Annotated in this window: 11 protein-coding genes; 3 read left to right on the top strand and 8 right to left on the bottom strand. The window is 33.1% G+C overall.

Going from position 1 to position 14,033, the window contains the following annotated elements:
- Window positions 1–8: 8 nt before the first annotated feature.
- From ABEB18_RS15590 to ABEB18_RS15565, 6 genes are all read right to left on the bottom strand, one after another.
- Window positions 9–578: a YceI family protein gene (locus ABEB18_RS15590; protein ID WP_348800259.1), complete on the bottom strand. Its 570-nt coding sequence runs from the start codon at window positions 576–578 to the stop codon at window positions 9–11.
- A gap of 256 nt (window positions 579–834) precedes the next feature.
- On the bottom strand, window positions 835–2,109 hold the full coding sequence (locus tag ABEB18_RS15585; protein WP_348800258.1) for a beta-helix domain-containing protein: 1,275 nt from the start codon (window positions 2,107–2,109) through the stop codon (window positions 835–837).
- Between the two features lie 208 nt (window positions 2,110–2,317).
- Window positions 2,318–2,884: a YceI family protein gene (locus tag ABEB18_RS15580; protein ID WP_348800256.1), complete on the bottom strand. Its 567-nt coding sequence runs from the start codon at window positions 2,882–2,884 to the stop codon at window positions 2,318–2,320.
- Between the two features lie 37 nt (window positions 2,885–2,921).
- Window positions 2,922–3,554: an NAD(P)H-dependent oxidoreductase gene (locus ABEB18_RS15575; protein WP_348800255.1), complete on the bottom strand. Its 633-nt coding sequence runs from the start codon at window positions 3,552–3,554 to the stop codon at window positions 2,922–2,924.
- 9 nt (window positions 3,555–3,563) lie between these two features.
- Window positions 3,564–4,019, bottom strand: coding sequence for a MarR family winged helix-turn-helix transcriptional regulator (locus tag ABEB18_RS15570; RefSeq protein WP_348800254.1), 456 nt, complete (start codon window positions 4,017–4,019; stop codon window positions 3,564–3,566).
- Between the two features lie 245 nt (window positions 4,020–4,264).
- Complete coding sequence (locus tag ABEB18_RS15565) at window positions 4,265–5,356, bottom strand: formylglycine-generating enzyme family protein (RefSeq protein ID WP_348800253.1); 1,092 nt, start codon at window positions 5,354–5,356, stop codon at window positions 4,265–4,267.
- A 371-nt stretch (window positions 5,357–5,727) separates the two neighbouring features.
- Here ABEB18_RS15565 and ABEB18_RS15560 point away from each other — a divergent pair, with 371 nt between their 5' ends.
- Genes ABEB18_RS15560 through ABEB18_RS15550 form a run of 3 tightly spaced genes read left to right on the top strand, consistent with a single transcriptional unit; the run spans window position 5,728 to window position 12,474 of the window.
- On the top strand, window positions 5,728–8,220 hold the full coding sequence (locus ABEB18_RS15560) for a glycoside hydrolase family 95 protein (RefSeq protein WP_348800252.1): 2,493 nt from the start codon (window positions 5,728–5,730) through the stop codon (window positions 8,218–8,220).
- Entirely contained in the window at window positions 8,220–10,508 is a 2,289-nt protein-coding gene (locus ABEB18_RS15555; protein ID WP_348800251.1) for a glycoside hydrolase family 127 protein, read from the top strand. The genes ABEB18_RS15560 and ABEB18_RS15555 overlap by 1 nt, the downstream gene beginning before the upstream one ends.
- Before the next feature lie 19 nt (window positions 10,509–10,527).
- Window positions 10,528–12,474, top strand: a complete 1,947-nt coding sequence (locus ABEB18_RS15550; protein ID WP_348800250.1) for a glycoside hydrolase family 97 protein — start codon at window positions 10,528–10,530, stop codon at window positions 12,472–12,474.
- Between the two features lie 26 nt (window positions 12,475–12,500).
- On the opposite strand, the gene ABEB18_RS15545 is transcribed toward ABEB18_RS15550, so the two are convergent.
- Both ABEB18_RS15545 and ABEB18_RS15540 read right to left on the bottom strand, forming a co-directional pair.
- On the bottom strand, window positions 12,501–13,454 hold the full coding sequence (locus ABEB18_RS15545; protein ID WP_438861453.1) for an ISAon1 family transposase: 954 nt from the start codon (window positions 13,452–13,454) through the stop codon (window positions 12,501–12,503).
- A 19-nt stretch (window positions 13,455–13,473) separates the two neighbouring features.
- On the bottom strand, window positions 13,474–13,827 hold the full coding sequence (locus ABEB18_RS15540) for an ISAon1 family transposase N-terminal region protein (protein ID WP_348800247.1): 354 nt from the start codon (window positions 13,825–13,827) through the stop codon (window positions 13,474–13,476).
- Window positions 13,828–14,033 lie beyond the last annotated feature (206 nt).

The following is a 14,033-nucleotide window of genomic DNA, read 5'->3' as shown; positions in this document are numbered from 1 at the left end:
ATAGCTATTTAAAAGACTAAAACAACATTGAATTCAAATTCATCATAAATCGTTTTATCGCCAAGATCATCAAAATAGCTTCCAGAACCGTATTTAATATCATATTTAGTTCTATTGACTTTTACAGATGCTGTTGCTTTGTTTTTATCTACAACAGCTAAATGAAATTGTACAGGGTTTGTAATCCCTTTGATGGTCAAATCGGCATTTACAAGATATTTGTTGTTTCCTTCACTTGCTACGTTTTTAAAAAGTAATGTAGCTGTAGTAAAATTAGCTGTATTAAAGAAGTCTTCGGACTTTAAATGTCCTTCTAGTTTTTGTTTAGAACTTCCGGTTTGATCTGTATTAGACAATGTTTTCATGTCTGCGGTAAAACTTCCTCCAGAAATTTTTCGATCTTTAAAAATGAGGTATCCATCTTTAAAATTAATAGTTCCTACATGTTCACCTGTAATTTTTTCTCCTTCCCAGTTGATAATACTTTTGGTGATATCAATTTTATTGGTTTGAGCCATTCCTGCTTGAAAAGCAAATAGAATACATACAATAAGACTAAGTGATTTAAGGTTTTTCATATGGCTATAATTTAAATTAATAAATGATAAATATATTCGTAGATTTAAATAACACGAAATCGATTGAAATATAGAATTTGAGTTGGGTGTTTCAATTATAAACTACATAAAGTTAGTTTAAAAAAATGTATTTATGAGTTTTCTAAGAAGTTTTTTTAATAATTGTATTACTATTTTAGAGCATTATTTTGCAATAAAGAAGCCTGTCTATTTTTGACAGGCTTCTTACAGATTAAAAAAAATATTTGCAACGTACTTACTTGGATACGATTGGATTTGTATTTCGAGTTCTTAAATCGGGATATTCCTTCATATCAGAATTAATAAACAATTCGGTTTTGGTTAATTTTGTTACATCTATAGCGAAAGTATCACTATTATACCAATTTGCAAGTTCTCGATTGAAAATGGTGTTTTCGCTAAGAACAACCCCATTGCAGCGGTTTACTTGCATTCCTTGAATGTTTATTTTTTCTAAGTTGGTCGGTAATGTGATGATTTTGTTTTCTAGAAGAACACAGCAGCTAAAACCATCAACCAAACTATTATTAATATTAAGGTAACTGTTGTCTCGTATATAAACTGCTTCTCGAACTAACCCTTGGTTGTTATCTTCGGTATTGGTTAAGGTTATATTTGAAGCCGTTATTTTTGTTAGTTTTTTACTCATATCAGCATTTGTAATTACGTCATAGGAGTCTATTTCGAAGCATCGTGATCCTGATCTGTCGGATGAGAATGGATTACGTATGGCAACACTATTTGAAATGGTGCATTGTACTCCTTGGGTAAAATCAAAATCATCATCGGTAGCTCTAAACGAAATCAAGTGGTTGAAATTTACTTCACCTCCATAAGCTTCAAAAGAATCATCGTTTGAAAAGCTAATTTGTATAAAATCAAACTTGGTTCCGTTTCCTACACCCGCTAGTGACAATCCGTTTAGTTCTTTAAGTGCGTTTATTTTGTGTCCAGAGTATTCAATACGAACATATTTTAAAATCCCAGAATTGCTATTGACATCATTTCCACCATAAAAACTAATATCCGACTCTAAGTTGAAATCTAGATTGTTGACTCCACCAACTTTGTTAATTGGTGCTTCTCCTAAAATGATGATTCCGCCCCAATCTCCAGGTCTTCTGTAGGTTGGATTGCTATTGGATGTAAAAACGATTGGTTCAGTAGCTGTTCCTTCGGCTATTATTTTGCATCCTTTGGTAATGACAAGAGTACCGCAGGATTCTTTTTCTCCACGAATAACAGTTCCAGGTTCTATAGATAAAACCGCTTTATTGGTTATATATACAGTTCCAACAAGTTTGTATGTATTGTTTTTGGTTAGTTTTAAATCTTTGTCTATGATTCCTACCAGCGTTTGTGAAGTAGGTTTGTAAACAGTGGTCGAAGGCGAAAAGTTAGTCCAATTTGCAAACCAGTTGGTGTCTGCAGTAATTCCTTTTGTTTGTTGTGCATTAAGCGGGGAAATAGATAATAAAATAATAATGACGACAAGTAGTTTTGATTTCATAACGCTAATTGTTGCAGGTTTTAATATTAAATTTTAAGGTCTATCAAAATTACCATAACAATCTATTGGAGTGATTTTCTAAACGTTATCGATACGTCATTATAAGGTTACTAGAGTTTTTGAAAAGTTTATTTGGGTTGTATTTTGTATTAAAAAAAAATACCCTCAACAATAAAGTTGAGGGTACTTTTCATAAATAAACTCTAAATTAAAATGATAAGTTTACAGTAAGTTCAAAATCATCGTAGATTGCTTTGTCTCCAATGCTTTCGAAGAATGATTTAGAATTGTATTTAATGTCATATTTTGTACGATCTACATTGAAAGTTGTAGTTGCAGTATTTCCTTTTACAGTAATGTCAAAAGTTACAGGTTTAGTAATTCCTTTGATTGTCAAATCAGCAGTTACTGTATAAACGTTGTTTCCTTTGTTTGCAATGGTTTTGAAAACTAAAGTTGAAGTTGGGAATTTATCAGTTCCAAAAAAGTCATCTGCTTTTAAGTGACCGTTTAGTTTTCCTTGGTATTCACCGGTGATGTCTGTAGCTGTTAATGAATTCATATCAACTGTAAATGATCCTCCAGTTAATGCATTTTTTTTGAATACTAAAGCACCACTTTTAAAAGCTACGGTTCCAGAGTGTTGCCCTGTTACTTTTTTCCCAACCCAGTTGATGTTACTTTTTGCTACATCAATTTTTTTTGTTTGTGCATTTACGGCTACAGTAGATAAGGCTACTACGAATGCTAAGGCAATTGTTTTTAAATTTTTCATTTTGTGTTTGTTTTAAATTGATTTTAAATAGTAATTATTATAATGTGATAAATAATTCTTCTTGTGATTTTCTAACTTTTTTGTTAAACTGAGTTGCGTCTTCCTTATGACGGTAACCAACAGTTGCAATAAGTGAAGCATTAAGATTGAGTTTGTCTAAACCTAAAATTTCGTTTACTTGATCTGGTACAAAACCTTCCATTGGTGTTACATCTATTTTTAATTCAGCAGCTGCATTTAGTAAATTTCCAAGAGCCAAATAGGTTTGTTTTGATGTCCAAATATTTTTTACAGCTGGATCCAAAGTCGAAATTTTAGATTTCATAAAGTCACCATAACCTGTCAAAGATTCAATTGGCGTATCTCTTGTAAGACTTATTGATTTTAAAAAATTATCGATAGCTTCGTCACCAATATTTGTTTCGTTAGCAAAGATAAATAAATGTGAAGCATCTACAATTTGCGATTGTCCCCAAGCTGCTGGTTGTAGTTTTGCTCTCAATTCAGGATTTTCTACAATGATTACTTTGTAAGGTTGTAAACCATATGATGAGGAACTCAAACGGATGGCTTCTTTTAATGTGTTTAGATCTTCGTTTGAGATTTTTTTGGTAGCATCAAATTTCTTTGTGGCGTATCTCCAATTTTGATTGTTTAAGAAGTTGCTCATAATTTGTAATTATTTGTTTCTGTATTTTTCTAATAAGTTGTTCAATAGAATTTGTTCTTCTGGATTTAATTTTCGAGCAAATGATTCTTCCATTTCATTTACTTTAGGATCTAATTCTGTCAGTAAATCTAAACCTTTTTGTGTGATTAAAACCTCTATTTTTCTTCTGTTTTCTGGACATACATTTCGTGTAACCAAATCTTTTAATAATAATTTATCAACCAATCGGGTAGTATTACTTGTTTTGGCCAACATTCGTTCTTGTATGATACACATATTGGCTGGATGTCCTTTTTGGCCTCTTAATATTCGTAAAACATTAAATTGTTCACTCGAAATATCGTAAGGTTTTATAATTTCATTAAAACATTCGGTTAACACGTTTACAGTGTACATTAAATTCAAAACGATTTTTTTGGGTTTACTGTATGCAATTGTACTTTTTAATTCATCTTCAATCTTCATAGCTTCTGATGTTTTATTTGTTGGTACAAATGTAACACTTTTTATATTTGTATATACAAATGTTTAGGTTAATTATTTGTTAACAAATCCTCGAGTTGTTGAATAAGTTTGTGTAAACTACTGTTTTTATTGGTGAAAAAGTTTGTTTGAGAATAAAGTAACGGCCAATAAGTGTTTCAATAAGTTCAGCATTTTTATTAGTAATGATTTAAAAAAATAAAAATGCTGAATAAAACTGTTTACGACTATTTTTTATCCTGAACACATCTAAAACCAATATGCGAAGCGCCTGAGTCATAAGAAGTTCCTCTACGTGCAGCAGGACGAAAGTTAGAACAATAATTATCAGTGCAAAGAAAAGAACCACCTTTTGTTACTCTTTTGATAGCATAAGGTTCGCTAGGATCGTACCATTTTTCAGGTCCTTTTGGATTATCAAGTGTTTTGCTTTTGTCAATTTTTTTATAATAGTCAGAATCGTACCAATCGGCACACCATTCCCAAACGTTTCCAATCATATCATATAAGCCATATCCATTTGCAGGAAATGTTTTAACAGGAGATGAGGTTTGATAACCATCCTCTGCAATACCACCTTCTGGAAATTTTCCCTGAAAAGTGTTTGCCATATTTTTGCCATCACATTTAAAATCATCTCCCCATGCATAGCGTTTTTGGGCTAATCCTCCACGTGCTGCAAATTCCCATTCGGCTTCTGTTGGAAGTCTTTTTCCTGCCCATTTGCAATATGCTAATGCATCATCATAAGCAATATGAACAACTGGATAATTCATTCGATCTTTAATATTACTTTTTGGACCTTCTGGATGTTTCCAATCAGCTCCTGGTACAAATTGCCACCATTGAAAAATATCATCTTTTGTAACTCTATAATTTGGAGGGCTAAATACTAAAGAGGCAGGAACAAAATCCTTTTCGTCTGGTTTTGGAGTACCTGGTGGGGTTTGCTTTTTTAGTTGTTCCCAGTCTGGTTTTCTTTCGGCTACGGTTTTATAATTGGTAGCATCTACGAATTTTTTGAATTCAGTATTAGTAACTTCGGTTATATCCATAAAAAAACCATTTACACGAACAGGATGAGATGGTTTTTCTGGAGCATAAGCTTCGTTCTCATCTGTACCCATCATAAATTCGCCACCCGGAATCCAGACCATGCCTTCTGGTGCTTTAACATTTGAAGCAAAACGAGAAGGTGTTTTTTCACAAGTCAAAGTATTGGATTCAGTTGTGTTATCTGAAATGTCCTTTTTGGGATTATTGTCTTGTTGTTTGCATGAACTGATACATATTACTAGAAAAATTATTAAAAATCTCATTGTTTTAATTTTAGGGTTCTTTACGGTGTTATGGTCTAAGTTGAGCTGTTAGCAAGATGTGGCTACTGATAACAAATATAAAATTTTAGTTTTTGTTTGGCAAGAGTATTACAACAAAGAGTAAGAGTTAACTTTAATATAATTTAGTTCTTTACTTTTTACTGTTCATATTTTTTTTTTTTTAATAATATAATGATAGAATTTCCTGATTAGTCTTTATATGTTGTGTGGGGGGCTTTCTGATGAGGTCGAATTGTAACTAAAAAGAATTTATTGTTTGATTTTAAAACACAACCGATTGCATTTTATTTTTAATTGCATATATTTGTTTTTAAATGTATTTTTAACACTTAAAAAACAATGGCAGACTTATGAGTTTATTTTGTATCACCAATATTGGAAAAATAAGAACCTGGATTTTACTTTTCTTGCTTTTTAGCCCTTTTTTTTTAGAGGGTCAAAATGCCTCTAATATCAAACTATGGTACAATAAGCCCTCTGGAAATGTTTGGGAAAATGCGCTTCCTATAGGTAATGGTTTTCAAGCTGCAATGGTTTATGGTAATGTTGAGAATGAAATCTTTCAGTTAAATGAGAGTACAGTTTGGAGCGGAAGTCCGAATAGAAATGACAATCCCGAAGCTAAAGATGCTTTGAACGAAATTAGAAATCTAATTTTTAAAGGAGAATATAAAGCAGCTCAAAAATTGACAAATGAAAAAGTGATAACCAAAAAATCACATGGTCAAATGTTTTTGCCAGTTGGGAATTTGGAGTTGAACTTTATAAATCAACAGAATTATACAAATTATTATCGAGAATTAGATATAGAAAAAGCTATAGCCAAAACAACTTATACAGTAGATAATGTTCATTTTACAAGAGAGATTTTTACTTCTTTACCAGATAGAGTTATGGTAATAAAGTTGTCCGCTGATAAACCACAAAAGTTGACTTTTTCCGCTCGGTTTACTACTCAACATATTATGCAAAAAAATAGTGTAAATGGAAATAACGAATTGTCACTTTGGGGCAATACCAATAGTCATGAAGGAGTGGAAGGAAAAGTAAAATTTAATGCTCTTGCAAGATTTAAAGTTGATGGAGGCAAAGTAAACCATACTGATAATTCGATTCAGATAGATAAGGCTAATTCTGTAGTTATTTATGTATCTATTGCAACTAATTTTATTAATTATAATGACATAAGTGGTAATGAATTTCAGCAAGCTAAAACTTTTTTAGATAAAGCTTACACCAAGAGTTTTGATAAATTGAAAACAGCACATATTAGTAAATATCAGCACTATTTTAAGAGAGTGAAATTAGATTTAGGGACAACAGCAGCAGCTCAAATGCCGACAGATGAGCGATTGAATAATTTTAGAAATACTTCAGATCCTTCTTTTGTTACTTTATATTATCAATATGGTAGATATCTATTAATATCTTCTTCTCAGCCTGGTGGTCAGCCCGATAATCTTCAAGGAATATGGAATGGCAGTATGAAACCTGCTTGGGATAGTAAATACACTATTAATATTAATACCGAAATGAATTATTGGCCTGCTGAGAAAACTAATCTTTCCGAGATGCATGAACCGCTTTTGAAAATGATTCAAGAACTCTCTGAAACGGGTAAGGAAACAGCAAAAGTAATGTATGGAGCCAAAGGTTGGATGGCACATCATAATACTGATATTTGGCGTATTAATGGGGCTGTTGATGGAGCCACTTGGGGTGTTTGGAACGCTGGTGGCGGTTGGTTAAGTCAGCACATTTGGGAGCATTATCTTTATACTGGTGATAAATCTTACCTCGAATCTGTGTATCCTGTTTTAAAAGGAGCAGCCGATTTTTATAAAGATTTTTTGGTAAAAGATCCTACTACTAATTGGTTAGTTGTTGCTCCAGGGAATTCTCCCGAAAATGCTCCAAAAGCACATCAAGGTTCGTCTATAACTGCTGGATCGACAATGGATAATCAAATCGTTTTTGATGTATTTAGTACCGCAATTAGAGCGTCTGATATTTTAGGTAAGGATAAAGCATTTGCCGATAGTTTGAAAGTGATGCGAAATAGTTTACCACCCATGCAAATCGGGAAATACAATCAATTGCAAGAATGGTTAGATGATGTTGATGATCCTAAAGACCATCACCGTCATATTTCACATTTATACGGTTTGTATCCTTCAAACCAAATTTCACCTTATCGCACACCAAAACTTTTTGCTGCAGCCAAGAATACATTGTTGCAAAGAGGAGATGTATCGACAGGTTGGAGTATGGGGTGGAAGGTAAACTGGTGGGCCAAAATGCAGGATGGGAATCATGCCTATGCTTTAATTCAAAATCAATTGACTCCTCTTGGAGTAAATATAGACGGTGGCGGAACTTATAATAATCTTTTTGATGCTCATCCTCCATTTCAAATAGATGGTAATTTTGGATGTACTTCCGGAATTACCGAAATGATAATGCAAAGTTCAGATGAAGCTTTGCATCTTTTGCCAGCATTGCCAGATGCTTTGCAAAGTGGTTCGATTAGTGGACTCAGAGCTAGAGGCGGTTTTGAAATTACAAACTTGCAGTGGAAAGACGGAAAAATAATTTCAGTGAGTATTCACTCTAATTTAGGTGGAAACCTTAGACTAAGAACTCCAAATCAATTGCAAGCCAAAGACAATAAGAATTTAAAAAAAGCTTCTGGGACGAATCCGAATGTATTTTATCAAGTTAATGAAACAGCTCAACCAATTATTGCTAAAGAATCAACTATAGAACCTTTGCTCGTTAGCCCAACTTTTTTATATGATTTTGCAACTCAAAAAAATAATACTTACACTTTTACCAATCAATAATGAAAAATAGAATTTTAGTAAATCTAGTGATGCTTTTCTTAGCATTCCCGGCTCTTGCCCAAATGCAAACTTTTAAATTAAACCAAGTAAGACTTACGGACGGCCCGTTTAAAAATGCCCAAGATGTCGATTTGAAATACATTCTCGAATTGCATCCAGACAAACTTTTGGCTCCTTATCTTATCGATGCAGGGTTGCCAACAAAAGAGGATCGTTATGGTAACTGGGAAAGTTCTGGGTTAGATGGTCATATTGCAGGTCATTATTTATCGGCTTTAGCGATGATGTATGAAGCTACTGGAAATATTGAGCTAAAGAATCGTCTTGATTATATGATTGATGAGTTGATTCGTTGTCAAGAAAAAAATGGAAATGGTTATGTTGGAGGTATTCCGCAAGGAAAAGTTTTTTGGGACAGAATTCATAAAGGAGATATAGACGGTAGCGGATTTGGGTTGAATAATACTTGGGTACCTTTATATAATATTCACAAACTCTTTGCGGGTTTAAATGATGCCTACCAATATACAGGTAATGAAAAAGCTAAAGAGGTTCTTGTGAAATTAGGGGATTGGTTTATCGAACTTATTCGCCCACTTTCTGATGATCAAATCCAAAATATATTAAAAACAGAACACGGAGGTTTGAATGAATCTTTTGCAGATTTATTCATCATTACCCATGACAAAAAGTATCTTGAAACAGCACAAAAAATTTCTCAAAAAAGTTTCCTTGAACCTTTATTACATCAACATGATGAGTTAACAGGATTGCATGCTAATACTCAGATACCAAAAGTTCTTGGGTTTGAAAAAATTTCAACAATTTCAGATAAAAAAGACTGGTTAAATGCGGCAGAATTTTTTTGGAATAATGTTACTCAAAAGCGAAGTGTTGCTTTTGGAGGCAATAGTGTTGCAGAACATTTCAATCCAGTGGATGACTTTAGTGGTATGTTAAAATCAAATCAAGGACCTGAAACGTGTAATTCTTATAATATGTTGCGTTTGAGTAAAGCATTATTTTTGAAGAAAAGTGATATTAGCTATCTTGATTTTTACGAAAGAACACTTTATAATCATATTTTGTCTAGTCAGCATCCCGAAAAAGGTGGTTTTGTATATTTTACCCCTATTCGCCCTAATCATTATAGAGTTTATTCACAACCTAGTACGAGTATGTGGTGTTGTGTAGGGTCTGGCATAGAAAATCATACCAAATATGGCGAACTCATTTATAGTCATTCTGATACTGATGTTTTTGTCAATTTGTTTATTTCTTCAACTTTAAATTGGGAAGAGAAAGGTTTAGTTTTGGAACAAACAACAAAATTCCCTTACCAAAATCAATCGGAGTATCTTTTAAACCTAAAAAAAACATCTGAATTTGCAATTAATATTCGCCAGCCTAAATGGGCAGAAAGTTTTGAAGTCTTTGTAAACGGAAAGCTACAACCCAATTCAAATTCAAATCAAAATTCCTCACATTATTTTTCAATCAAAAGAAAATGGAAGTCTAAAGATAAGATTAGCGTAAGATTTAAAACGACAATACATTTAGAAAATTTACCCGATGATTCAAATTGGGTAGCATTTGTTGATGGCCCAATAGTGTTAGCTGCAAAAACTTCGACCGAAGATTTGACTGGACTTTTTGCTGATGATAGTCGAATGGGGCATGTAGCTAGTGGGAAATATTTTCCGCTAGATAAAGCATATGCATTAGTTGGCGAAAAAGATAGCTATTTGGCAAAAGCCAAAGAAATAGGTAAACTTCATTATCGATTGGATTCTTTAGAATTACAACCTTTTTTTGAAGTACATGATAGTCGCTATCAAATGTATTTTCAAACTTATACAAAAGATGAGTTTGTTAAAAAAAATGAATTATTACAGCAACAAGAGAAAGAAGCTTTGGCTCTAGAAGCTAAAACAATTGATAAAATAAATTGCGGAGAACAGCAACCAGAAGTCGATCACCTTTATAAAGGAGAGAAAAGTAATTCTGGTTATGATGAAGGCAAATTTTGGAGAAATACTAGCTCTTATATTTCATATCAATTAACTAATAAAAATTTGCAAGGAAAGTTGCTTGAAATAAGTGTTTTAGATGAATCTAAGTTTGATAATGTAAATTTTTTGATCAATGATAAAAAAGTTGATTTTGATATTAAAGACAGTAAAATTATTCAGTTTAAAGTCGATAAAACAGAAGTTGTCAATTTGAAAATACAATCAAAAGAAAACAAACCAACTCCTAGATTTTATCAAATTCGAATTGTTAAGTAATATTTAAATTAAAAAATATATGAAAAAAATATTTTGTACGCTTTTGTTTTTAGCCAGTTTTTTTGTGATAAAAGCTCAATCTAAAATTAGTAGTCCCGATGGTAAATTAGAAGTTTCAGTTTCGGTAATTGAGGGTAAACCTGTCTATAATGTTTTTTATAACGGGAAATTGTTTATCGAAAAATCTCCACTCGGAATGAAAACAAATATCGGAGATTTTACTTCAGGATTAACTCTAGAAACGGATGTAAAAGAATCAAAGATTGATGAAAATTACGAATTACCCAATATAAAACAAAGTAAAGTTCATTATCAGGCAAATCAAGCTATATTCTCATTAACAAAAGAAGGTAAGAGAGCTATAGATGTAATTTTTAGGGTGAGTAATAACAATGTAGGTTTCAAGTACAAAGTGCAACCACAAAACGAAACTTTTTCTTGTGTAGTTCAAGAAGAAGCATCAGGTTTTATATTGCCACAAGGTTCAACTACTTTTCTTTCTGCACAAAGTGATGCAATGGTGGGTTATGCTCGAACTATGCCTAGTTATGAAATCCCGTATATACTTGATGCTGCAATGGGTGAAAATGGTAGAGGGAATGGTTATACTTTTCCTTGTCTTTTTAAATTGAAAGATAACAAAGGGTGGATTTTGCTTTCAGAAACTGGGGTTGATAGCCAATATTGCGCTAGTCGATTGCTAGGAAATAGTAATGGTCTTTATACTGTTGGATTCCCTATGGTTGGAGAAAATAATAGCAATGGAACAACTTCTCCAGGAATAACATTACCAGGCGAAACACCTTGGAGAACGATTACAATTGGTGAAACACTGGCTCCAATTGTTGAAACTACGATCCCATTTGATTTGGTAAAACCGAAGTATGAAGCTTCTCAGGAATATCAATTTACAAAAGGCTCTTGGAGTTGGATCATGAAGATGGATAACAATACTACTTTTCCTGTTCAAAAAGAGTATATCGATTTTAGTAATGCTATGGGGTACCAAACGATTTTGGTTGATGCACTTTGGGATACACAAATTGGAAAAGAAAAAATCGAAGAGTTAGCAAAATATGGTGCCACAAAAGGTGTTGGATTGTATTTGTGGTACAATTCTAATGGATACTGGAATGATGCTCCGCAAGGCCCTAAAGGAATGATGAATACTTCTTTTATTCGTCGAAAAGAAATGGAGTGGATGAAAAGTATAGGAATCAAAGGAATCAAAGTAGATTTTTTTGGCGGCGATAAACAGGTTACGATGCAATTGTATGAAGAGATCCTTGCCGATGCTAATGATTTTGGAATTATGGTAATTTTTCATGGGTGTACTTTGCCACGCGGTTGGGAGCGTATGTATCCTAATTATGCCTCTAGTGAAGCGGTTTTGGCGAGCGAAAATTTGCACTTTGGTCAAGGGAGTTGCGATAATGAAGCTCTTAATGCAACAATTCACCCATTCGTGCGAAATACTGTTGGGAGCATGGATTTTGGAGGAAGTGCTTTGAATAAATTTTACAATTCAGATAATATTCCAAATAAAGGATCAAAGCGAATTACTTCAGATGTTTTTGCATTGGCTACAGCTGTATTGTTTCAGAGTGGAGTTCAACATTTTGCATTGGCACCAAATAACCTGACTGATGCTCCTCATTGGGCAATTGATTTTATGAAAAAGGTTCCCACGACTTGGGATGAAGTTCGTTATCTCGGTGGATATCCAGGAAAATATGTACTAATGGCTCGTCGAAAAGGAGATAAGTGGTATGTTGCGGGTGTAAATGCTCAAAAAGAGACGCTCAAAATAAAAGTAAAATTAGCAATGTTTAATCCTGGAACACAGGTTCAACAATTTACTGATGATACTCAATTAAAAGGAAGTGTGAAAACAGTTAAGATTAAAAAAAATCAAGAAATTGAATTGTCTATTCCTAACAATGGTGGAGTTTTAATTGTGAATTAATCTGGATCAAGTCCAAAACTTGGGGATTAGGCAAATAATCTAGTTAAGCGATATAAGAAGAATTCTGTATTTCTAACTCCTCTAAAGTGGTTTCTGAAGTTTTTTATTTTAGCATTAAAGGATTCAGCAGATGCATTTGTACTTCTTTTGTCAAAGTAATTCAAAATACCCCGGTAGTTTATCATTATTGTATTTACAACGATATTAAAACTTTTAAACCCTGATTTTTCAACTTGGTCATACCAATGCGCAAGTTTTGTCATTGCTATATTTTTATCGTTATTATTATTGTAAATACTACGGAGTTGTTGATTTAGACTATAGGCTTTTTTGATATCTGGATAAAGTTCAAAAAGCAGTGTTGCTCTTTCTTGTTGTGATCTGGTCCATTTGCTTTTACATTTATACAATAAATATCGACTTCTTGCCAATAATTGCTTTTTTGTATCCCCATTACTCAGTGTGTCCGGAATGAATTTGATTTGGTTTTCCTTCGCTTTTTTTAATTGGATAGTTTCGTTGTCCATTTCAATCCAACGATGACTAATACGGAGCTCTTGAAGTGCTTCCAATGCTAATTTTTGCACATGAAACCTGTCGATTACCTGAGTTGCGTTTGTGAAACATTTTTTAGCAATAAGTTTCATCGAATTGGCCATATCTAAGGTGATTTCTGTTACGGTTCTTCTTAGTTTTTCGTCAATTCTTCGAATGTGTTCTATAACGGTTTCTGCTTTAGTTCCGGCAATTAAAGCCACAATGCTTCCTTTTTTACCTTTTGCTTTTTTACTGGTTAATACAGTGTATAGCTCACCGTTGGTAAGGGCAACTTCATCAAGAGAAAGGTATGGAGAGATATTTTTAGGAAATATCAACCACTCTTTTGCATGTGGTTTTTCGTTCCATTGTTTAAAGTCGCTGAGTTTGTTTTTGTATTGACGCAAAAGTTTTTTTCCACTAACACCAAAGAATCCACCAATTGTGGTACAGTCGGTTGCTTTAGTATCGATTAATGTCTTTTAAAAAAGCTGCAAAGTCACTCGTTATTCGAGTTCCTTTAGCAACCAAATTCCAATCACGTTGTAGAATTTCTCCTGATAACTTGTTAGTCCATCTGCGTCTTTTTATGTGGAGATAGACGTGTTTTCCTCTCAGAGGGAAATCCTGGATGGTTATTTCATTTAAGAATCCTTTGGAAACCAACTGAAGATGGTTGAACTCTTCAGGAATACGGGCTTTTTCTTCAAAATAAATATGAAGGGTTTCTTCTAATGTTTGTGTTCTAACTAATTCGAAATGCTCGATTAGAAATTCTGGGAGAACTAGTTTTAATAACTCTATATAACTATCCAATTTCTATGATTTTGGATGCAAATATCTGTATTATTTTATTTCCTCCCCAACTTTTGTGATTGATCCATTAATCTAACTAAAACTTAATTTGAGAGCAAAAAAAAAAGTCCTAATGAAAATTAGGACTTTTTTGTGGGGAGAGCAGGATTCGAACCTGCGAAGTTTTCACAGCAGATTTACAGTCTGCCCTCGTTGGCCGCTTGAGT

It is taken from the genome of Flavobacterium adhaerens, assembly GCF_040045115.1.
Lineage (GTDB): Bacteria > Bacteroidota > Bacteroidia > Flavobacteriales > Flavobacteriaceae > Flavobacterium > Flavobacterium adhaerens.
The sequence above is the reverse complement of the archived record's forward strand: the minus strand, read 5'-3'. Positions and strand labels throughout refer to the sequence as shown.

Bases quoted from the DNA above. Each gene is read 5' to 3' on its own strand.
- ABEB18_RS15570 (WP_348800254.1), bottom strand. From the start codon at position 4,019: ATGAAGATTGAAGATGAATTAAAAAGTACAATTGCATACAGTAAACCC.
- ABEB18_RS15575 (WP_348800255.1), bottom strand. From the start codon at position 3,554: ATGAGCAACTTCTTAAACAATCAAAATTGGAGATACGCCACAAAGAAA.
- ABEB18_RS15585 (WP_348800258.1), bottom strand. From the start codon at position 2,109: ATGAAATCAAAACTACTTGTCGTCATTATTATTTTATTATCTATTTCC.
- ABEB18_RS15550 (WP_348800250.1), top strand. From the start codon at position 10,528: ATGAAAAAAATATTTTGTACGCTTTTGTTTTTAGCCAGTTTTTTTGTG.
- ABEB18_RS15560 (WP_348800252.1), top strand. From the start codon at position 5,728: ATGAGTTTATTTTGTATCACCAATATTGGAAAAATAAGAACCTGGATT.
- ABEB18_RS15580 (WP_348800256.1), bottom strand. From the start codon at position 2,884: ATGAAAAATTTAAAAACAATTGCCTTAGCATTCGTAGTAGCCTTATCT.
- ABEB18_RS15565 (WP_348800253.1), bottom strand. From the start codon at position 5,356: ATGAGATTTTTAATAATTTTTCTAGTAATATGTATCAGTTCATGCAAA.
- ABEB18_RS15590 (WP_348800259.1), bottom strand. From the start codon at position 578: ATGAAAAACCTTAAATCACTTAGTCTTATTGTATGTATTCTATTTGCT.
- ABEB18_RS15555 (WP_348800251.1), top strand. From the start codon at position 8,220: ATGAAAAATAGAATTTTAGTAAATCTAGTGATGCTTTTCTTAGCATTC.